The 19135-nt window shown below is 61.3% G+C and carries 22 protein-coding genes and 2 pseudogenes; 13 read left to right on the plus strand and 11 right to left on the minus strand.

Annotation, left to right across the window (positions count from 1 at the left end):
• From AXK12_RS02910 to AXK12_RS02925, 5 genes and pseudogenes are all read right to left on the minus strand, one after another.
• Positions 1-296, minus strand: a 296-nt coding sequence (locus tag AXK12_RS02910) for an EF-hand domain-containing protein (protein WP_197456971.1), incomplete at its 3' end; no start/stop codon positions are given.
• A gap of 85 nt (positions 297-381) precedes the next feature.
• Positions 382-552 (minus strand): annotated as a pseudogene (locus AXK12_RS08465) (endonuclease III); the annotation flags it as partial.
• 91 nt (positions 553-643) lie between these two features.
• Positions 644-1090 (minus strand): hypothetical protein, encoded by a 447-nt coding sequence (locus tag AXK12_RS08860; protein WP_231863506.1) that lies wholly within the window; start codon positions 1088-1090, stop codon positions 644-646.
• Positions 1083-1448 carry a hypothetical protein gene (locus tag AXK12_RS02920; RefSeq protein ID WP_068711296.1) on the minus strand — a complete coding sequence of 122 codons (366 nt, stop codon included), beginning with the start codon at positions 1446-1448 and terminating at the stop codon, positions 1083-1085. The genes AXK12_RS08860 and AXK12_RS02920 overlap by 8 nt, the downstream gene beginning before the upstream one ends.
• Positions 1445-2038, minus strand: coding sequence for an RNA polymerase sigma factor (locus tag AXK12_RS02925; protein ID WP_068711298.1), 594 nt, complete (start codon positions 2036-2038; stop codon positions 1445-1447). Before AXK12_RS02925 ends, AXK12_RS02920 begins: the two co-directional genes overlap by 4 nt.
• Positions 2039-2540: 502 nt before the next feature.
• On the opposite strand from AXK12_RS02925, the gene leuA reads away from it, so the two are divergent.
• The 4 genes from leuA to AXK12_RS02945 are packed head-to-tail and all read left to right on the plus strand — an operon-like array spanning position 2541 to position 6086.
• Positions 2541-4217 carry a 2-isopropylmalate synthase gene (leuA, locus tag AXK12_RS02930; RefSeq protein WP_068711300.1) on the plus strand — a complete coding sequence of 559 codons (1677 nt, stop codon included), beginning with the start codon at positions 2541-2543 and terminating at the stop codon, positions 4215-4217.
• Positions 4218-4270: 53 nt separating this feature from the next.
• Positions 4271-5191 carry a peroxiredoxin family protein gene (locus AXK12_RS02935; RefSeq protein WP_068711302.1) on the plus strand — a complete coding sequence of 307 codons (921 nt, stop codon included), beginning with the start codon at positions 4271-4273 and terminating at the stop codon, positions 5189-5191.
• A gap of 35 nt (positions 5192-5226) precedes the next feature.
• The gene (locus AXK12_RS02940) at positions 5227-5415 is read left to right on the plus strand and encodes a hypothetical protein (RefSeq protein WP_156468816.1); all 189 of its coding nucleotides are present in this window, start codon (positions 5227-5229) and stop codon (positions 5413-5415) included.
• Between the two features lie 32 nt (positions 5416-5447).
• On the plus strand, positions 5448-6086 hold the full coding sequence (locus AXK12_RS02945; protein WP_068711306.1) for a GNAT family N-acetyltransferase: 639 nt from the start codon (positions 5448-5450) through the stop codon (positions 6084-6086).
• Positions 6087-6158: 72 nt separating this feature from the next.
• Here AXK12_RS02945 and AXK12_RS09370 read toward each other — a convergent pair.
• Together AXK12_RS09370 and AXK12_RS02955 are read right to left on the minus strand one after the other, a co-directional pair.
• A pseudogene (locus tag AXK12_RS09370) lies at positions 6159-6597 on the minus strand (IS5 family transposase); the annotation flags it as partial.
• 179 nt (positions 6598-6776) lie between these two features.
• On the minus strand, positions 6777-7985 hold the full coding sequence (locus AXK12_RS02955) for a multidrug effflux MFS transporter (protein ID WP_082782604.1): 1209 nt from the start codon (positions 7983-7985) through the stop codon (positions 6777-6779).
• 6 nt (positions 7986-7991) lie between these two features.
• Between AXK12_RS02955 and AXK12_RS08865 the strand changes: the two genes are divergently transcribed.
• Complete coding sequence (locus tag AXK12_RS08865) at positions 7992-8162, plus strand: hypothetical protein (RefSeq protein WP_156468817.1); 171 nt, start codon at positions 7992-7994, stop codon at positions 8160-8162.
• A gap of 28 nt (positions 8163-8190) precedes the next feature.
• Here the strand turns inward: AXK12_RS08865 and AXK12_RS02960 are convergent, their stop codons facing one another.
• Positions 8191-8610, minus strand: a complete 420-nt coding sequence (locus tag AXK12_RS02960; RefSeq protein WP_068711310.1) for a DoxX family protein — start codon at positions 8608-8610, stop codon at positions 8191-8193.
• 187 nt (positions 8611-8797) lie between these two features.
• Here AXK12_RS02960 and surE point away from each other — a divergent pair, with 187 nt between their 5' ends.
• Positions 8798-9577 carry a 5'/3'-nucleotidase SurE gene (gene surE / locus AXK12_RS02965; RefSeq protein WP_068711312.1) on the plus strand — a complete coding sequence of 260 codons (780 nt, stop codon included), beginning with the start codon at positions 8798-8800 and terminating at the stop codon, positions 9575-9577.
• Between the two features lie 33 nt (positions 9578-9610).
• On the opposite strand, the gene AXK12_RS02970 is transcribed toward surE, so the two are convergent.
• Positions 9611-10540, minus strand: coding sequence for a phospholipase A (locus tag AXK12_RS02970; RefSeq protein WP_068711314.1), 930 nt, complete (start codon positions 10538-10540; stop codon positions 9611-9613).
• 103 nt (positions 10541-10643) lie between these two features.
• Here AXK12_RS02970 and AXK12_RS02975 point away from each other — a divergent pair, with 103 nt between their 5' ends.
• The 6 genes from AXK12_RS02975 (at position 10644) to AXK12_RS03000 (ending at position 17304) form a co-directional block, all read left to right on the plus strand.
• Entirely contained in the window at positions 10644-11720 is a 1077-nt protein-coding gene (locus AXK12_RS02975) for an ABC transporter ATP-binding protein (RefSeq protein ID WP_068711316.1), read from the plus strand.
• Between the two features lie 439 nt (positions 11721-12159).
• Positions 12160-12924, plus strand: a complete 765-nt coding sequence (gene sufC / locus AXK12_RS02980) for a Fe-S cluster assembly ATPase SufC (RefSeq protein ID WP_068711318.1) — start codon at positions 12160-12162, stop codon at positions 12922-12924.
• A gap of 62 nt (positions 12925-12986) precedes the next feature.
• Positions 12987-14462, plus strand: a complete 1476-nt coding sequence (sufB, locus tag AXK12_RS02985) for a Fe-S cluster assembly protein SufB (protein WP_068711320.1) — start codon at positions 12987-12989, stop codon at positions 14460-14462.
• Positions 14463-14523: 61 nt separating this feature from the next.
• Positions 14524-15927, plus strand: coding sequence for a Fe-S cluster assembly protein SufD (sufD, locus tag AXK12_RS02990; protein ID WP_082782606.1), 1404 nt, complete (start codon positions 14524-14526; stop codon positions 15925-15927).
• Positions 15928-16023: 96 nt separating this feature from the next.
• The gene (gene sufT / locus AXK12_RS02995; protein ID WP_068711322.1) at positions 16024-16581 is read left to right on the plus strand and encodes a putative Fe-S cluster assembly protein SufT; all 558 of its coding nucleotides are present in this window, start codon (positions 16024-16026) and stop codon (positions 16579-16581) included.
• Positions 16582-16647: 66 nt separating this feature from the next.
• A complete protein-coding gene (locus AXK12_RS03000; RefSeq protein WP_082782607.1) occupies positions 16648-17304 on the plus strand; it encodes a ClpP family protease in 657 nt (218 codons plus the stop codon).
• A gap of 113 nt (positions 17305-17417) precedes the next feature.
• On the opposite strand, the gene truA is transcribed toward AXK12_RS03000, so the two are convergent.
• Positions 17418-18161, minus strand: coding sequence for a tRNA pseudouridine(38-40) synthase TruA (gene truA, locus AXK12_RS03005; protein ID WP_231863507.1), 744 nt, complete (start codon positions 18159-18161; stop codon positions 17418-17420).
• 4 nt (positions 18162-18165) lie between these two features.
• A complete protein-coding gene (gene ruvX / locus AXK12_RS03010; RefSeq protein ID WP_231863508.1) occupies positions 18166-18645 on the minus strand; it encodes a Holliday junction resolvase RuvX in 480 nt (159 codons plus the stop codon).
• Between the two features lie 106 nt (positions 18646-18751).
• Here ruvX and AXK12_RS03015 point away from each other — a divergent pair, with 106 nt between their 5' ends.
• Positions 18752-19102 carry a rhodanese-like domain-containing protein gene (locus AXK12_RS03015; RefSeq protein ID WP_068711326.1) on the plus strand — a complete coding sequence of 117 codons (351 nt, stop codon included), beginning with the start codon at positions 18752-18754 and terminating at the stop codon, positions 19100-19102.
• Positions 19103-19135: the final 33 nt, after the last annotated feature.

Raw genomic sequence — 19135 nt, forward strand, 5'->3', positions numbered from 1 at the left:
GTGGCGCGCTCTTCTTTATCGAGCTTCCCGTCGCTATTGGCGTCGTATTTTTCGAGATCGGCTTGCCGCTTAGCATCTCGCTTGGCCTTGTCGGCGGCCTTGCCTGCAGCGATTTCGTCTTCGGTGATAATTCCGTCTTTATCAGTGTCGTAGCGCTTGGGGTATTTGGGGGCTTTCTTTTCCGTCTTCGGTTTTTCTTCAGGGGCCGACTCTTGGGCTTGAAGGGGCGCGGAAAGTGCCAGTCCGAGAACCAACACACAGGATAGAGAAGTGAGGGTGAAGGTACGGGATTTCATAAGAACGCGACCCTAAGCAGGCTTCTATTAATCACAAGTGGCGCACCGAGAAATTGAGGCGAAAGCATCGCGGGCTGTCTTGGTTTTAGGTGTTTAGCGTTTGGCAGATTTCGCAGCGGGTGCCGTCGCAGCCGCGTGCGGTGCAGTGTTCGCGGCCGTAGTAAATGATGCGCAGGTGCAGTTTACTCCAGTGGTCGCGCGGGAAGCATTTTTTTAGGTCGCGCTCGGTCTGCACGACGTTCTTTGCGCTGCTGAGTCGCCTGTCTTTTCCGGACTTACGCGGCTCGTCGCGGTTACCGTCGCGCTCGCGGTGGGTTCTCCGGGTTTTCAGACTTTTAGGACTGCTCTTACTTCTCGGGTTTGCGGGACTCTTCGCTCTTACTGAGGCGCCGCTCGCGTTCGCGCTCCCAGTAGTTTCGCACGGCCTCTTTGAGTTTTTCAAAATTCTCGTGCTGGTCGGGGCGCAGTAGGAGCGCGACTTGCGCATTCATACGATCGCCGATGGCGATGGCGTCTTGGAAGGAGCGGTTGCGCAACTCGCGCAGCTCGCCCTCTGCGTTGACGACGATGGGGTGGAGCTGATCGCGCTGCGCGTCGTCGAGCTCCAGCCGCACCGTGTAGCGACGCATAATCGACGGAGTAAAACGGTCGAGATCGGACGCAGTCCGTCCCCCTCGATGTTGCGCCTGCGGCTCGGGAGGCGGCCCACTCCGGCGAACGACGATGCCGCCAACGACGGCACCAGCGACAAACACGCCACAAAAAGCTAAAACCACAACCCAGCGCTTATTCATAAGTGCCCCCCGATTCGCCGAGGAGGAGTGCAGAGGGATCCTCGACTGTGAAAAAGAGCTCCTCATCGGCTGCGGCTACGCTTTTCGGCACAGAGAAATGCACGGCAAAAGCGAGCACCGCTGCGAGCCCGGCTAGGCCCAGCGCACGCAGCGAGAAAGACTCGAGCAGCGAGGGAGCCGCCCGCCGCGCCGCAAGCCCGAGTGCAGCCACTCGCACGGAAAAGCCGAGCGGTGCACTCGTCTCTGTATCATCAACAGAAGCGTGCCGCGCCGCGCGGATAAGCGTTGCCCAAGTCTCGTCGACAGAACGGCGAGACTGCGGGGCGTGGGGAGGGAGTGGTGAGCGCGAAGGGTTCATGACTGCTCCTTTCGTTCTAAGGTTTGGAAGAGCTTGCGTAGTTTTTGCCGCGCACGGAAAGCGCGCACTTTAACAAGAGTCGTCGGCCAACCCGTGATGGCACTGATTTCTGCACCGCTTTTTTGTTCCAAGTCCATCAAGCGCAGGACGAGTTGGTCTTGTGGTTTGAGCTGGCTAAACAGCCGGTCAATAAGTTCGCGCGCCGCGAGTGCATCGCCCGCCTCCACCTCGCCGCCGGGCGTCGCCGCGTGCTCGAAAACCCGCGCCTCGCCCTCCGATAAATCCGCCCAGCGAAATTCGGGGCGGCGGCGTTGTGCGCGCAGCGCATCGATGCAAGTCGTCACCGCGATGCGCGAGACCCAGTGCGTGAGCGGGACTGCACCTTGGTATTGGTCAAGCCGTGAGAAGACTTTCATAAACACCTCCTGTGCCAAATCTTCCTCGGTGAGGCGGCGAGGCACCCGTGTGCGGACGATACGAATGACGAAGGGGTAAAGGTAATCGACGAGTTCGCGCGACGCGCCTTGGTCGCCGCCGCGCACGCGTGCAAGACAGGCTGGCAAGTCGAAGGACTCGTCGTCGTCAGACATGGCGCGATGGTAACAAGGTCATACACGGCTGACAAGACGCAAGGCTGTCCCAGTGGTTACAAAAGCGCAAAACGCCGTGTGCCACAGTGTGCGCGCAGGACGCGCTTTGGCCGGGTGTCTTTGGCCGCTCGCGGCCGCGCCGCTGCCCTAGCTTGTTTATCGACACGCAAAATCCATAAACTGCGTTCCCCGCATGCATAATTTCGAGCGAGCTTGACCGCGCCATACCCAGCCCCCAGCGTCCGCCTCCACATGCAACACTGGCCGCAAGTCTCCCTACGACTTAAGAGCGCGCACGATCTGTGAATCGCCCGCGCTGCCTCTTGTGCCATACGCGGGTGATCGTGCGCCCCAAATCGTGTCTCGCTACACAGCAAGTGAGCTTAGCCTAGCTTCTCGCGTGCGCCCCCGTTGCCAGCGAGCAACTCGCAAACTAAAAAGCGCACCGCGAGCCTCTCGATTTCCTTTTCAAAAACGTATCTCCCACCCGCATTCTTTAGTCATGCAAGCACCGCCCGTCACCAAATACCGCGCCTTCCCGCCCATCCATTTGCCCGACCGACAATGGCCCTCGCGCAGCCTCGACCGAGCCCCCGCCTGGTGCAGCGTCGACCTGCGCGACGGTAACCAAGCCCTCGCCCAACCAATGAGCGTCGAAGAGAAAATCGACTACTTCGCCATGCTCGTAAAAATCGGGTTTAAGGAGATCGAAGTCGGCTTCCCCTCCGCCTCGCAAATCGAGTTCGACTTCGTGCGCCGCCTCATCGACGAACAGCTCATCCCCGAGGACGTCACCATCCAGATCCTCTGCCAGTGCCGCGAAGACCTCATCAGCCGCTCGCTGGAGTCGCTGCAAGGTGCCCGCCGGGCCATCTTTCACCTCTACAACTCCACCTCGCCCAAGCAGCGCGACTACGTCTTCGGCGCGACCAAGGCCGAGATCGTCGCAATCGCCACCCACGCCGTCGGCTTTCTTAAGGAGAAGATGCAGCCGCTCGTCGCCGGCGGCACCGCGATCCAACTCGAGTACTCCCCCGAGAGCTTCACCAGCACCGAACTCGAATTCTCCCTAGAGATTTGCGAAGCCGTGAGCGAGGTCTGGCAACCCACGCCCACCGATAAAATCATCCTCAACCTCCCCGCCACGGTCGAATACGCGACGCCCAACGTCTACGCCGACCAAATCGAGTGGTTTGGCAAACACCTCCGCCACCGCGACCGCAGCCTCATCTCGCTGCACACCCACAACGACCGCGGCACCGGCATCGCCGCCACCGAGCTCGGCCTACTCGCCGGAGCCGACCGCGTTGAAGGCACCCTCTTCGGCAACGGCGAACGCACCGGCAACCTCGACATCGTCACCGTCGCCCTAAACCTCTACACGCACGGCATCCACCCCGCGCTCGACTTTTCGCAAATCAACGAAATCCGCGACACCTACGAACGCTGCACCAAACTCGAAGTGCCGCCCCGCTCGCCCTACGCCGGCGACCTCGTCTTCACCGCCTTCAGCGGCTCGCACCAAGACGCCATTAAGAAATCTTGGCCCAAACAATCCGGCGAAAAACCTTGGGACGTCCTCTACATCCCCATCGATCCCGCAGACATCGGCCGCAGCTACAAAGCCATCATCCGCATCAACTCCCAGTCGGGCAAAGGCGGCGTCGCCTACATCCTCGAACGCGAATACGGGCTCGACCTCCCCAAAGCCATGCACCGCGAAGTCGGTCGCCTCATCAACACGCTCGCCGACCAGACGGGCCGCGAGTTGACCAGCCAAGAAATCCACGCCGCCTTCGCTGCCGAATACCTCGACCGCGCCGCGCCCCTCGCCATCCAGCACTTCAAATCCACCGAGACCGAGACCGCCGTGCGCTGCGAAGTCTCCATCAAAATCGACGAAGCCGTCCACGCCCTCCACGGCGAAGGTAACGGCCCCATCGACGCCTTCGTGCGCGCACTCGCCAGCACTGCACTCCCGAAATTTGAAGTCCTCTCCTACTCCGAGCACTCGCTCGGCAAAGGCGCGGAAGCGAAAGCCGTCTCCTACATCCAAATCAAAACCGCGCAGGGCCAGACCCTCTACGGTGCAGGGACGGACACGAACATCGAGCTAGCCTCCATCAAAGCCATCGTCACCGCCCTAAACCGTAGCATCGCCAAAACCGCAGACAAGTAAGCACCCCCCTCTTGCTCTCCCGAAAATCCCTCTTAAACTCCCCTCCTCTCCCCATGAAAAAAATCCTCTCCCAACTCCTCCTCGTGCTTGCGCTGCTCCTCAGCCCGAGTGCGCCCACTCTCTTTGCCCAAGGTAGGGCCACACTCCCTCCGCCAGTCGCTGAGCTGCAAGCTATTATTGAAGAATTCCAAGCTCGCGGGGGGAATGACGCAGATGTCGATGAATTCTTTGAGCGCATCGACCTACTTTTACGAAAATACGCGGGCGACCGCTCGGATGGTGTCGCCCAAGTCGCCGCCGCTCGCGCCTACATGACGCTCGAGATTCTTGGCGACGCAGAGCGCGCCCGCTCGCTCTTCGCAGCCATCCCCAAGGACTTCCCCGGCACCCAAATCGCCGCACAAATCCCCTCCGTACTCGAACGGCTCGACGAAAGGATCGCCCAAGCCGCCAGCGAGCAGGCCAGCACCGATGCGCTCATCGGCCAACGTGCACCCGAACTTCACTTCCAATGGTCGACAAAAAACGGCCTCAAAAAACTCTCCGACCTACGCGGCCAAGTCGTCGTCATCGACTTTTGGGCCACTTGGTGTGGCCCCTGCATCCGCACTTTCCCGCAAATCCGCGCAGAAGTCGCCCGCTTCGCCGGTGCGCCCGTCACCTTCCTCGGCGTGACCAGCCTTCAAGGCCAGGTGAACAACCTCCGCAGCCGACCCATCGACACCAAAAATGACCCGCAGAGGGAGTTTTCCCTGACGTCCGAGTTCATGGAAAAGCACGGGATGACTTGGGAAGTCGCCTTTAGCGAAGAGAACGTCTTTAACGAAGACTATGGCATCGAAGGCATCCCGCACATGGTCATCATCGCGCCCGACGGCACACTGCGGCACAGCCACCTGCACCCCGGCGACCCCAAGGCCAATGTCGCCGGAAAAGTGAGCGCCCTGCTCAAAGAATTCGGCCTCGCGCAATGAGCCACCGCGGGCCGGCATTTACGTGCGCGGACAGAATGAAGCCCGCACGGTTGCAGACCGTTTTTGTTGGGTACATCGACAACCGGGGCCTGACCACCGAACCCTACGCGCCGCGCATTCCGGTCAAGGCGCAATTGCCGCTACCCAACAACACCCCCTTGTCGCGCCCGTCGCAGACGTCGTTGGCGTTGAAGGCGCGCTTGGCAAGCCGTCCGGTAACATAGCGCCCTGCCCTGTCTTTCTTATCGGAGCCGCCATGTCTGCCCCCGCCGAGTCCCGCTTTGCCCGCGCCGTGACGCCCGTGACCTTAAGCGGCCACGGGGTGCGCCTTGCGCCGCTTGCTGGCGCGCACGCCGACGGCTTGCGGCGGGCCGCGGCCGACGGGGCGTTGTGGCATTTGCGCATTACCTCTGTACCGGCACCCGACCAGACCGAAGCCTGGATCGCCGCGGCGTTGCAAGGCCAGGCGCGCGGCCATATGCTGCCGTTTGCGGTGCTCGATGCCACCTCGGGCGAGGTGCTCGGTTCGACCCGCTATCACGACATCGTGCCGGAGCTCGCGCGCTTGGAGATCGGCCATACCTGGTACGGCCAGCGCTGGCAGCGCTCGCATGTGAACACCGCCTGCAAGCTGCTATTGCTGCGCCATGCTTTCGATACGCTCGGCGCGCGAGTGGTGGGGTGGCGCACGGATAACTACAACTTTGCCTCGCAGCGCGCGATCGAGCGGCTGGGCGCGAAAAAAGACGGCGTGCTGCGCGGCCACGCGGCCCGGCGCGACGGCACCATACGCGATACCGTGATGTACAGCATGACGGCGGGCGAGTGGCCGGAGGCGCAGGCGCATTTGCAGTATCTGCTCGCGCGCCATGCGGGCCAGGCTAGGGTCTGTTGACATTTACGCTGTGCATACGAAGGCGCTGACGCGGCAGATGAATGAGGCGAAGCGCTCAGCCAGCTTGTCCTAGCGTGTAGCGATGCGCCTGAAATGCTTGATTCTGCAGAAGAAGCGTTCGACGAGGTTGCGGTGTTTGTAGATGGCTTTGCTCCAGCGAATCGACTCGCGCCGATTGGCCCGTGGCGGGATAACTGCCTTGGCTGGCATGAGACGCAACCTTGGATGAGCCGCCCAATGGCATCGACCACAACGTGAATCTTGGTCGTCAGCCCGCCTCGGGATCGCCCGAGCGCCTGGGTGCCATTTTTTTTGGGGCACCAGCGGCATGCTGGTGGGCTCGCACGATAGTCGAGTCGATGAAGACTTCCTGGAAGCGGCGCTCGCGCGCCAACTGTGCAAAGACCCGATGCCACACCCCCGCGCGCGACCAGCGTGCAAAGCGCTGGTACACGCTGTTCCATGAACCAAACTCCGGCGGCAGATCGCGCCAAGGACTGCCGGTGCGGGCATGCATTTACGTCGCGGACAGAGTGAAGCCCGCACGGTTGCAGACCGTTTTTGTTGGGCGCGTCGCCGCTTCCCGACGCGTCTAAAATTGAAGCCTTTTCGGCGCTCCCTGCCAAAGGCAGGGAGCTGCAAAATGCACGAATACTCTGCCGGCGACGTAAGTGCCCGAGTCGCCCGCCCTCACTGACCGCGCCCGGGCAGCCACTTTAAAACAGACCAGCCGGCGGCACTCACGAGCACCATTACGACTGCGAGCGGTCGACCCGTGCCATCGTGAAATGCACCAACGAGCGACGCGCAAACACCGCCTAGCGCAAACTGGAGCATCCCCAGCAAGGCCGAAGCACTCCCTGCCGCCGCGCCGACTGGAGCTAGCGCGAGCGCAGTCGAGTTCGGGTAAATCAACCCGCCCGAAGCGATACACAGCCACAAAAACGGCAACGCCGCCCAAAATCCGCCCCAGCCGCTCAACACGACAGCCACGAAGCCTAGGGCCCCCGCGAGATTCGCAGTGTAGGCCGCGAGCAAAACTTGCCGCGTCGTAAACCGCTTCAAAAGCATCACGTTAAACTGCGAGACGAGGATCAAGCCCACCGCATTCGCTCCAAAATAGAACCCAAAGTGCTGTGCGCTAACCCCATGCGCCTCCATGAAAAGCGCGGGAGCCCCCGACACATAAGAAAACATCACACCCGACATGCAGGCCCCGCACAAGGTGTAGCCCAAAAACACCCGCTGCCGAAAAAGCCCCAGATACGTCCGCGCGATTTTCCCAAAGCCATGCCGCACGCGCTTGGTGCTCGGCAGCGACTCCGGTAGCGACCGAAACAAGGCCAGCCAGCAGCACGCACTCGTCACAACGAGTAAGCCGAAAAGCGCACGCCACGATGCGAGCAACAGCAATTGCCCGCCGACCAGTGGTGCAAAAATCGGGGCTAGGCCCATTACCAACATGTTGAGCGAGTAAAACTTTGCGGACTCTGCGGCATCGAAACGATCGCGAACATAAGCACGTGTAATCACCATCCCCGCCGAGCCCCCCAGTGCCGCTGCGATCCGAAACACAATCAACGACTCGACCGACCACGCCAGCCCACAGCCCAGAGACGCCGAGCAAAACAGAAACAGCCCCACTAGCAAGGGCCCGCGCCTCCCCAACCTATCCGCCAAGGTCCCATACATCAGTTGCCCAATCGCCAGCCCAATCATGTAAAACGACAAGGTAAGCTGCACCCGCCCGACCTCCACGCCCATCTCAGCCGCAATCTGCGGAAACGCCGGCAAATACATATCAATACTCATCGGCCCCAGCGCGGATAGCGACCCAAACAAGACCGCCAACCATACCCGCGACGGCATCGGCCTCTCCCCAGTCACACGTTTACTCATTGGGCAATGACTGAGAGCCTATCGCCCCCGCGCAAAATAAAAGCGGCCACTCCCCTGTTTCTACTTAGCCCTGCCGAAACCCAGAAGCCAAAAACGGACGCGGCACCTGACGGCGGCTCGCGGCGGCAGGGCGGCAAAGGCCGCCCCGCGCACGTCGTCAAGCGACTCGCCGAGTGAAAGGGGCTACGCCACCCCCGACACGCCTTCAGCCACGGCCATCGACAGAGAATTTCCCTGGCCCAGCAAACAGCACGAGCACCGCCGCCAGCAGATACATAAAGGCCAACTCGCCATTGTTATCCCCGGTCAGCGCTGCCTTGTGAACCGCGACGAAAGCCACCGTCAGATTGATACCGATGACCAAGGCTGCGAAGCGCGCCTTCAGCCCCAAAATGAGCAGGGCCGCGCAAACCACCTCGGCGAAACCACTCAACGCCACCGACGCCGTGGGCCCGACTCCGATGGGGTTGAGTCCCCACTGCGTCCACTGAGCGACCGTGTCGTTAAAGTGGGCGAGCTTCTTCCAGCCGTGCGCATAAATCAGGGTGAAGCCGGCAAGCACACGCACGATCAGCAGTGCCAAATCAGCACTCTGCGGGATGAATTTTAGATTAAGGAATTTCATAGGAGTAACGGGGTAGATGGAGATTCTGATATCCGTGCTCAATCATGTGCGGCCTGCCAGCACTGGCAAATAAAAGTAGCCAAGCGCAGCGGATCTCGCCCCATCCGCATCGCGGCCAGCTCGGGGTGGCACCAACAAAAGGACTGACAAGGGGCGCCGCTACGCCGGACACTCGGGGCACGCATTTATGAAACTCCTTGTTACGAATGACGACGGTATCGACTCGGTTTTCTTACATGAGCTTTGTTTCGCCCTAAAAGCCGCCGGACATCAGCTCTACGTCGTCGCCCCGGCTAAGGAGCAGAGCGGCATGGGCGCGGCTAAAACGACCACGCGCGGGCTGAAAACTGCCGTCGTCAACCCCGACCTAGGCGGCCCGACCTGGACGGTCGATGGCACGCCCGCCGACTGCGTAAACGTCGCCCTAGAGCACCTCATTGAGGACACGGTCGAAGGCGTCGTCAGCGGCATCAACGTCGGCTGCAACGCGAGCCTCGCCTTCATCATCGCCAGCGGCACGGTCGGCGCGGCTTGGGAGGGCGCACTGCACGGGCTGCCCGCTGCCGCGTTCTCGCTTGATGCCTCGGAGCAGGTTTACCGCAGCCTAAAAGAAAACGCGGGCGAGCCCGATGAGCGCATGTACCAAAGCCTGAAAACCGCTGCTCACCACGCCGCCCGACTCACTGGCGAGCTTTTGCCCGAAACGCCTCACGAGAGCTTCACCGTTCACAACATCAACTTCCCCGAAATCTGCCGCGCCGATGCTCCGCTGCGCCGCACCGTGCCCGCACACCTCTGCGCCCCCGGCCAATTTAGCCCCGCCGACGAAGACGGGGAACACCAGTTTAAGTGGATTTCTGGCCGCGACGTCTCGCCCGCAGGCTTGCCCACCGACTTCGCCACGCTCGCCGCTGGAGAAATCAGCCACTCAATCTTGGACTACTCCAGATTAGGTGCCCCCGCCTAAGGAAAACCCGTGCTATGGGAGCGGCCCCCTTCTTTACCTCAGTAGCGAAAACCCAAATCGCAGCGCGTCGCTGTGTTTATTGTAGTCGAGTAGGCTTTCGCCGTAGCCGCTCCAGTATTGCACCATTAGGTAGCTGGCAAAGTTGAAACGGCCCTTCAGCTCGATCGGCACCGTTAAGTCGAGCTGCACGCTCCCACGCCGCCCTTTGCGCCCCACGCGGCCCGTCGCCGAGAGCGCGACGCCGTCTCCGTGCTGGATCGCCACCTGCAACTCCACGTTACCGCGATAGTCGCGGATGTCGGGATTGTCGCTCGAATCACTCACATAAGCCCAAAGCCTCGGCGCGACGATACCGTGCCAACGCGCCAAATCGCCGAGCACAAAGGCCGTGCGAAATTGTAGCGTGTTGAGGCTGCGCGAGTCCGCCCCAGCCCGGCCATTGGACTCGTGCTTGATGCCGACTTGGTAGCCGAGAAAGGCGAACCTGTCCGCCGCCGAAATAGCCTGAGCGTCGAGCGTGCGAGTCGATTCAAAAAATAGCTCCGGCATATAGCTGCTGTCATAAAACGGGCTCGACAGGCTATCGATATCCCAAAGCGAGCGCTGCGTGTAACCGAAGAAAACTCGCCGCAGCGTCTCTGCCCCATCCTCGCCCACCGGCTCACGATCGCCGAGCACGCGGTATTTAAAACTGAACTGGTATTTCGCGCCCTGCGGCTCGTTACCGTAGATAAAATAAATCGGCTCGTGCAGCCCGAAGCGCTCCTCAAACGCCCGCCGAATCGCCTCCTCCGCTGTGCGCTTGCGAGCACTATCCCCCGACTCGCTGCCAAGGCGCACAGCACTCGAAGCCACCGCTTGCCCCGCGCTCGCTACGCGCTCCCCCGCCGCCGACTCTTGCCCCTTCGCACCCAGCGCAGCACACAAAAACAGAAAAGTTAAAACGAGACGGCAGATTGACACAGTCGCGCAATATGCGCTCCCACTTGAGAAGCCGCCAAGCCCCAATCCAGTCACCACAGCGCCGCCAGCCGGCTGCGCACATCCAGCCCCTCCTCCGCCTCCCATGATCGAAGTCCAAAACCTCACTCGCGTCTTCCGCACCTACAAAAAGCAACCCGGATTTTGGGGCGGGGTAAAAGGACTCTTTAAGCGCGAGTTTGAGGAACTCGCCGCCGCAAAGGACATCTCGTTTTCCATCTCCGAAGGCGAATTCGTCGGCTTCCTCGGCCCCAACGGCGCGGGTAAGACCACCACGCTCAAAATGCTCTCGGGCCTCATCTATCCCACTAGCGGCACTTCGCGCGTGGGCGGCTTCGACCCCAGCAAACGCGAAAGTGCCTACCGCCGGATCTTCGCACTCGTCCTTGGCCAAAAAAACCAACTCTGGTGGGACCTCCCTGCGATTGAGTCCTTCAACCTGCTGCGCGCCATCTACGCGATCCCCCAAGCCCAATTTAACGAAACCCTCGACGAGCTCCTCGACCTGCTCGACGTGCGCGCCAAGCTCAACGTCATGGTGCGCGAACTCTCGCTCGGCGAGCGCATGAAGATGGAGCTCATCGCCGCCCTCCTGCACCGCCCGCGAGTCCTCTTCCTTGATGAGCCGACCATCGGGCTCGACGTCATCTCGCAAAAAGCCGTCCGCAATTTCCTGCGCGAGTACAACCGCCGCAATAAAGTCACTATCCTCTTAACCAGCCACTACATGGCCGACATCTCGGAGCTCTGCGACCGAGTGATCGTCATCCACCACGGCCGCAAAATCTACGACGGCGCACTCACCTCGCTTGAGCACCGCAATGAAGGCTCCGCTTCGGGCGACGTAAGCCACAGTGCCGGAGTCGGGATAACCCGCGCGGGCGGGAAGAAAAAAATCATCACCTTCCTCCCCGAACTCCTCGCCCAAGAAACGCACAGCGCACATGGCAAGCCACAGCCGCCCGCCTTCCCTGAAAACTGGTGCTCGCGCTACGGCGAAACCTCCCGCACCTCCGACGGCAAGTTCACCCTACGCGTCCCCGCCGATGCCGTCGTAGCCGTCTCCCAAGAAATCCTGACCACCGGCCCCGTCGCCGACATCACGATTGAAGACGTGCCCCTCGAAGAAGTCATCGCCGACCTCTTTTCTGGAGCCCGGTGAGCCACCGCTGCCATTGGGGCAATGGCTGCCTCTGATAAATAAAATAGCCTGTGGCTGCTGCCCCCGACACAGTCGGGGAAGACCGAGATGCGTGCAGGATAGTGTCGGCGACGTGAATGTCCGAGGCGACACGCCTCCGTTTCCGCCACACGACTAGTCCGGCTCCGACTGCGCCAAGGATCGCCCCGTAGCTCGCCTGTTTAGGCGCCGCGAAAATCCCCCAGTAGGCGCTATTTGAATAAGCCGCGGGAACGGGGCGGAAATCGCTGCAGGCCTCACCTTGTTGGTGACGTGAACGGATGTGCCAGCGGCAGCTCTAGACGAAATGGGCCTTGCGAGTTGGACACGTTCGCGTTCTCTGCCTTCCGCAGAGACTGGCGCCCTTTTTCACTGCGCATATTTTGCCAATCCGACTCCCTATTTTGTTAATTTTCTAAAAATGTCCCTACTGGAAATCCGAGACCTCCACATCGCCATCGGTGAAAAGCCCATCGTCAAGGGCCTGAGCCTCACTCTGCGTGGCGGCGAAGTGCACGCCATCATGGGCCCCAACGGCGCAGGCAAAAGCACCCTTTCCAAAGCCATCGCCGGACACCCCGACTACACGGTCACTGGCGGCGACATCCTCCTCGACGGTCGCTCGCTGCTCGACATGGAGCCCGACGAGCGCGCCCGCGCGGGCATCTTCCTCGCCTTCCAGTATCCCAGCGAAATCCCCGGCGTCTCGCTCGCCAACTTCCTGCGCGCCGCCGTCCAAGCGCGCATCCCCGAGGGCGAAGAACTTGATGCGGTCGCCTACTACAAGCGGCTCTATGAGAAGATGGACCACCTCAAAATCGACCGAAAGTTTACCTCGCGCGCCATCAACGAAGGCTTCTCCGGCGGCGAAAAAAAGCGCTGCGAAATCCTCCAGATGATGATGCTCGAACCCGAATTCGTCCTCATGGACGAAACGGACTCTGGGCTCGACATCGACGCGCTGCGCATCGTCGCCGAAGGCATTAACTCCATGCGCGGCCCCAACTTTGGCGCACTCGTCATCACCCATTACCAACGGCTCCTCGACTACATCGTGCCCGACTACGTGCACGTCCTGTATGACGGCCGCATCGTAAAAAGCGGCGGCAAAGAAATCGCCCTCGAGCTCGAAGCCAAAGGCTACGACTGGGTCCAAAACGAACTGGCCCCCGCCGCAGTCGCCTAAGCCCTACCACCGCGCCACCGCACCGCGCCACCGCACCACTCGACCTCCTGCCCACTCGACCCATGTCCGCCTTTTCGCCTTCGATTGCCAGCGACGATGCGCCAACGAGCGCGTCGCAAGATAAAGGGGTCTTAGCCCCCAATCCCGTTGCGGGCATCGACCAAACGCGCGGCGACTTCACCTACGACGTCGAATACGAATACGACGCCGGTGTCGGCCTCAGCGAGGCCACCGTGCGCTACATCAGCCAAGTAAAGAAGGAAGCCCCGTGGCTCCTCGATTTCCGACTCAAGGCACTCAAAAAATTCGAGTCGATGCCGCTGCCCACGCACTGGGCGACGAAGGATTTAGAGAACATCCACTTCGACAAAATCCGCTACTACCTCGCCCAGGGCCAAAAGCCCAAACGCACTTGGGACGAAGTGCCCGACGACATTAAGGAAACCTTCGAGCGGCTCGGCATCCCCGAGCAGGAGCGCAAGTTCCTCGCGGGCGTCGAAGCGCAGTTCGACTCCGAGGCCGCCTATTCGAACATCAAGTCCATCGTCGCCAAACAAGGCGTCATCTTCGTCAACTCGACCGAAGGCCTCCGCGAGCACCCCGAGCTCTTCCGCAAGTTCTTCGGCAAAGTCATCCCCACCGGGGACAACAAATTTGCCGCGCTCAACAGCGCAGTCTTCTCCGGCGGCTCCTTCATTTACGTGCCGCCCGGCGTCAAAGTCGCCCAACCGCTCCAAGCCTACTTCCGGATCAACGCCGAAAACTTTGGCCAATTTGAGCGCACACTCATTATCGCCGATGAAGGGGCCGAGGTGGACTACATGGAAGGCTGCACCGCGCCCAAGTTTAGCACCTCTACCCTGCACAGCGCAGTCGTCGAACTCGTCGCGCTCAAAGGCGCGAAGATCCGCTACATCACCGTCCAAAACTGGGCGAACAACGTCTTCAACCTCGTCACCAAACGCGGCCTCGCGCACGAAGAAGCCGAGATTAAGTGGATTGATTGCAACATCGGCTCGCGCCTCACGATGAAATACCCAGGCGTCATCCTGCGCGGGCGCAAAGCGCGCGGCGAGGTCATCTCCATCGCCCTCGCCAACGACGGCCAGCACCAAGACACCGGCGCAAAGATGGTCCACGCCGCCGATGAGACCACCTCCAACATCATCTCCAAGTCTATCTCCGTCGGCCAAGGCCGTGCCACCTACCGCGGCCTCGTCCAAATGGGCAAAGGGCTAAAAGGCTGCAAAAACAACACCGAGTGCGACGCGCTCCTCATCAACACCAACAGCCGCACCGACACCTACCCGGCCATCACCGTGCGCGGCGACAAACACGCCACCCAACACGAAGCCTCCGTCTCCAAAGTCAGCGAAGAACTCATCTTCTACATGCAGCAACGCGGCCTCACCGAAGCCCAAGCCATGAGCCTCTCTGTCAACGGCTTCATCAACGACCTCGCCAGCCAGTTCCCGATGGAGTATTCCGTAGAACTCAAACGCCTCATCGACCTCGAAATGGAAGGCTCGGTCGGTTAAGGCAGGCCCCCCCACTGCAAACCCGCGCTGCCGCGCCGAAAAAACTCAGGACTAAGACCGCATGCCGCTCCCCGATTTGGAAAACCCACACCTTGCTAAGCACAGCGTATCGACACGGGCCGCCGGATCTGAACCACACATCGACACCGAGCCCGAGCTGCCGGAGTGGTGGTTGGCCGCCAAACAAGCCGCGTGGGAACGCTTCAATGAATTGCCACTGCCGACTCGCTTGGACGAACGCTGGCGCTTTTCCAAACTCAGCGGACTCGCGCTCGACAGTTATGCACTGACGCGCGAAGAGCGAGCCGCCCAGACGATGAGCCAGCGGGCTCACCACCCGATGGAGGAGGAAGCGCATGAGACGCCTTACCAGTGCCCGACACTGCCCCCCTTTGAGCGCGCGGCCACGCTCTGTTTCCACGGCCAAACCCTCGTTCACGGCGTCGAGCTCCCCGAAGAACTCGCCGAGCGCGGTGTCATCTTTGAGCCGCTCACTGAAGCCCTCGCCACACACGGCGACTTCCTGCGCGACTATTTCCATAAATACCCGACCGAGCTCGGCAGCGAAAAATTCACCGCGCTTAACACCGCGCTCACCAACACCGGAGCCATCCTCTATGTGCCCGCAGGCGTCGAAATCGCCGAACCCTTCCTCGTCGAGCACTCCGTCGAAGGCGAACACGCGGCGGCATTTCCGCATACGCTTGTGATTCTCGGCGAACGGGCGAAGGCGACGCTCGTTGAGCATTTTACCTCCGATACAGAAGCGCCTCAGCTCGTCTCCGCCGTAAGCGACCTGCACGCCGCCGCCGGTGCGCAACTCACCTATATCGGCGTGCAAGACTGGTCGCCCGCTGCGCTCGCGCTGCACAGTAGCGCAATCGCCGTCGAGCGCGATGCCCGCGTCCTCTCGATCAACCTGCACCTCGGCGGCGCACAAGTCCGCCACGAGTCCCACAGCCGCCTCCTCGCCCCCGGTGCACACAGCGACATGTGCTCGCTCTCCATCGCGCACGGCCACCAAGAGTTCGACCAGCGCACGCTCCAAACCCACGCCGCGCCCAATACCTCCTCCGACCTCCTCTACAAAAACGCGCTCCTCGGCCACGCCCACACCATCTTTTCCGGCCTCATCGTCGTCGAGCCCGACGCACAAAAAACCAACGCCTACCAGAGCAACCGCAACCTCTTCCTCAGCCCCGACGCCCACGCCGACTCGCTCCCCGGCCTCGAAATCGAAGCCAACGACGTGCGCTGCACCCACGGCTCGACCAGCTACCGCATCGACCCTGAACAGCTCTACTACCTGCTCTCGCGCGGCATCCCCCCCGCCGCCGCCAACGAGATGCTCGTCTTCGGCTTCTTCGAAGAAGTGCTAAACAAACTCAACGACACGCACCCCGCCCTCCGCGACGCCCTCTCCACCTTTACCCAACAAAAGTTTAAGGCCACCCAATCGGCCTAGCCATCCTCCCCCTTTAAAAAACCGGTTACACGACGTGCCACCTCGGTCTACGACCGCGAGCTACACGCCCCAAAACCGATCGAAGCCCGCGCAGCCATGAGTACCCCCGACACCAAAGAACGCGTCCTCTCGCGCGACGTCGCCGCCAAGCAAATCCCCTCCGGCGAGTCGCAAACCCTCGTCGCAGGCACCCGCCTCTTCATCCACCAAACCCTAGGCGGCAGCTACACCGTGCAGACCGACTTCGGCCTCTTCCGCATCGACGGTAAAGACGGCGACGCCCTCGGCGAACAAGTCGCCGACCACTCACTCGAAGCCGCCACGCTGGCCGATGGCTCGCCCGACCCCGCTGTCGTCTGGGCGCAGCTCCACAAAGTCTTCGACCCCGAAATCCCCGTAAACATCGTCGACCTCGGCCTCGTTTACTCAATGGACATCGAGAAAAACGAAGCGACCGGCGGGTACCGCGTCCTCGTCGCCATGACCCTCACCGCCCCCGGCTGCGGCATGGGCCCCGCAATCGCCGAAGACGCCAAAAGCAAACTCCTCCTCGTCCCCGGCGTCGACGAAGCCGAAGTGCGCATCACTTGGGAGCCACCGTGGAACCAATCCATGATCTCCGAAGAAGGAAAAATGAAGCTCGGCCTACTCTGAGCGTCGGGGCCGCAAGCCCTCTCCGTCTTGCCAAGCCAGCGCACACGCCCACTCTCGCCCGCCTTTATGCATTTCCCTAAATTCCAAGACACTGGCCTCCAACACCACGCCCCACGTGCAGACAACGACGACGATGAAGACGAAGACGGCGTCACCACCGAGGCCAAATCCCCGGCCTCCGTCAGCGCCCTCATTCAGAAAAAATTCCTCTCGCAGCGGAAAATCTTCCTCTGGGGTGCCGTCACCGACACGACCGCCAAAGATCTAACCGAAAAACTGCTCTACCTCGAAGCCACCGCCCCCGGTGAAGCGATCACCCTCTACATCAACACCCCCGGAGGCTCGATCAGCGCCGGCATGGCCGTCTACGACACCATGCAACTCATCAGCTCACCCGTAACCGTAGTCGTCACCGGCATGGCCGCCTCGATGGGCTCCATCCTGCTAAGCGGTGCCGCCAAAGGCCGACGACTCCTCTACCCGCACGCCCGCGTCCTCATCCACCAACCCCTCATCTCCGGCCACTTCAGCGGCCCCGCGACCGACATTAACATCCAAGCCCAAGAGATGGAAAAACTGCGCGCCGAGCTAAACCAAATCTTGGCCAAAGTCTCCGGCCAACCCTTGGAGCGCATCGAGCAAGACACCGACCGCGACTTCTACCTAAACGCACAAGAAGCCCTCGCCTACGGCCTCGCCGACCAGATCGTAGACTCGGTTTAGCCGCCGCCCGCCGCGTTTCGGGGCGCTTAAGGCAGCGGCGAGCGTGCGCAGCACACGTGAATGGCGAGCCGCGAGCCAGATGCCTCGCCTTTGAAACGCGAACAGACCCAGCGTCAGTAAAACACCTTAGCCAAAAAAAGCCCCTTGGCCGGCGCGGTTTGCACTGTCGCCGTGCGGTGGCGCGAAGCGAGAATCGCCGCCAAGTCCGCAGCGCTGAGTTTCCCTTCGCCCACCGAGACCAGCGCGCCCACGAGACTTCGCACCATCTTGTATAAGAATCCATCGCCTTCGCACACGATCCTCAGCCGCCGCCCCCGCTGTAAGACATCGAGCCTGTGAAGCATGCGTACGGTGTCCTCTCGGGCCGGACCATTGAGCGCGGTGAAAGCGCGAAAATCGTGCCGCCCGATAAGACGGGCTGCGGCCGCCCGTATCGCGTCAACATCAAGTGGCCTAAAAACCGTCCAACAATAAGGCCGCGCAAACGGATCCGCATCGCCTAGGTGGATGCGGTATTCGTAGCGCTTCCCTCGCGCATCGAAGCGCGCATGAAAGTCCGCCCGCACTGGCCGAGTACTCTTGATCTGAATCGTAGACGGAAGCCCTGTGCGCAACGCCAACAAGAGCTTCTCTTCCCCATGTGACCAAGCCGCATCGAAGTGGAAAACTTGCCCCAACGCGTGCACCCCCGCATCCGTGCGACCACTGCCCGCGATTCGCACCGGCTGCCCAAAAATCGCCGCCAGCCGCGCCTCAATCACATCCTGAATCGCAAGCCCACGCCCGGCCGCTTGGCTCTGCCAGCCGGCAAAGCCTGTCCCATCGTACGCGCATACACACTTCCGCCTTCGAGGCACAAAATCACACGCCCTCATCGTTGACCTCCTCCTCCTCATAAAACTCCGGTACGGGCGGCGGCACACGCTGGTTGAGAAAGTCTTGAAGGATGAGTGTCGCCGCCCGCGAGTCGACTACCCCACTCGCCCGAAACTGCCGCTGCGCACGCGCACCGCGCTTTGAAGGCCGCGCCTCCGCCTCTGCTTGGTAACTAGTAAGTCGCTCGTCCATGAGATGAACGGGCAGCCCGAAACGCGCCCGCAGCTCGGCAGCGAATTGGTCCACCTCGCGCGCTTTAAAGCCGACCGTACCGTCCATATTGAAAGGATAACCCAATACGAAATCAGTAAGCCGCCGCTCGCGCACGACGCGCTCTAGGGCCGCCCAACGCGCCTCCGCCTCGCCCTGCACGAGCGCAGGCAGCGGCGTCGCCACGCCGACCTCATCTCCAAAGCTTAGGCCGATACGGCGAGTGCCATAGTCGATTCCCAGGCAACGCATCATGACTGCGGATTCGAGTCGCCCCCAGCTCACCGGAGCAATTGCTAAACGTCGCTCAACTCATCTCTCTAATCCCTAAACTCCTATCTAGCCCCAACTCCTATTCTCCATGACTCAAAGCGCCACCGCCCCGCTCGAAATCAACGTCGCGCAAGCCCACACAATCCTCCGCGAAACACGCGAAGCGCCCGCTCTCCCGCTCCTCATTGATGTGCGCGAGACACACGAGTTGGAAATAGCCCGCATCGACACCGCGCTTCACATCCCGCTGCGCGAGCTTCCACAAAAAGCGGACACACTTCCACGCGACCGCCCGCTACTCCTCCTCTGCCACCACGGCGGACGCAGCCGCCGCGCCACCGAGTACCTCCGGCACCTCGGGTTTTCAAATGCGACCAACATCGTGGGTGGCATCGACGCTTGGGCCGAACAAATCGACCCGAAGCTCGCGCGGTATTAAAATTAAAACTCGGTCAGCACCGGCAGCGGGCGC

Source organism: Cephaloticoccus capnophilus, assembly GCF_001580045.1.
GTDB classification, from domain to species: Bacteria; Verrucomicrobiota; Verrucomicrobiia; order Opitutales; family Opitutaceae; genus Cephaloticoccus; species Cephaloticoccus capnophilus.

Coding starts and splice junctions, on each gene's coding strand:
- AXK12_RS08865 (WP_156468817.1), top strand. CDS start 7,992: ATGACTGAGAGCCTATCGCCCCCGCGCAAAATAAAAGCGGCCACTCCC.
- AXK12_RS02920 (WP_068711296.1), bottom strand. CDS start 1,448: ATGAACCCTTCGCGCTCACCACTCCCTCCCCACGCCCCGCAGTCTCGC.
- sufT (WP_068711322.1), top strand. CDS start 16,024: ATGAGTACCCCCGACACCAAAGAACGCGTCCTCTCGCGCGACGTCGCC.
- AXK12_RS02955 (WP_082782604.1), bottom strand. CDS start 7,985: ATGAGTAAACGTGTGACTGGGGAGAGGCCGATGCCGTCGCGGGTATGG.
- AXK12_RS02975 (WP_068711316.1), top strand. CDS start 10,644: ATGATCGAAGTCCAAAACCTCACTCGCGTCTTCCGCACCTACAAAAAG.
- sufD (WP_082782606.1), top strand. CDS start 14,524: ATGCCGCTCCCCGATTTGGAAAACCCACACCTTGCTAAGCACAGCGTA.
- AXK12_RS02945 (WP_068711306.1), top strand. CDS start 5,448: ATGTCTGCCCCCGCCGAGTCCCGCTTTGCCCGCGCCGTGACGCCCGTG.
- ruvX (WP_231863508.1), bottom strand. CDS start 18,645: ATGATGCGTTGCCTGGGAATCGACTATGGCACTCGCCGTATCGGCCTA.
- sufC (WP_068711318.1), top strand. CDS start 12,160: ATGTCCCTACTGGAAATCCGAGACCTCCACATCGCCATCGGTGAAAAG.
- AXK12_RS08860 (WP_231863506.1), bottom strand. CDS start 1,090: ATGAATAAGCGCTGGGTTGTGGTTTTAGCTTTTTGTGGCGTGTTTGTC.
- AXK12_RS03000 (WP_082782607.1), top strand. CDS start 16,648: ATGCATTTCCCTAAATTCCAAGACACTGGCCTCCAACACCACGCCCCA.
- surE (WP_068711312.1), top strand. CDS start 8,798: ATGAAACTCCTTGTTACGAATGACGACGGTATCGACTCGGTTTTCTTA.
- AXK12_RS02935 (WP_068711302.1), top strand. CDS start 4,271: ATGAAAAAAATCCTCTCCCAACTCCTCCTCGTGCTTGCGCTGCTCCTC.
- AXK12_RS03015 (WP_068711326.1), top strand. CDS start 18,752: ATGACTCAAAGCGCCACCGCCCCGCTCGAAATCAACGTCGCGCAAGCC.
- sufB (WP_068711320.1), top strand. CDS start 12,987: ATGTCCGCCTTTTCGCCTTCGATTGCCAGCGACGATGCGCCAACGAGC.
- leuA (WP_068711300.1), top strand. CDS start 2,541: ATGCAAGCACCGCCCGTCACCAAATACCGCGCCTTCCCGCCCATCCAT.
- AXK12_RS02960 (WP_068711310.1), bottom strand. CDS start 8,610: ATGAAATTCCTTAATCTAAAATTCATCCCGCAGAGTGCTGATTTGGCA.
- AXK12_RS02925 (WP_068711298.1), bottom strand. CDS start 2,038: ATGTCTGACGACGACGAGTCCTTCGACTTGCCAGCCTGTCTTGCACGC.
- AXK12_RS02940 (WP_156468816.1), top strand. CDS start 5,227: ATGAAGCCCGCACGGTTGCAGACCGTTTTTGTTGGGTACATCGACAAC.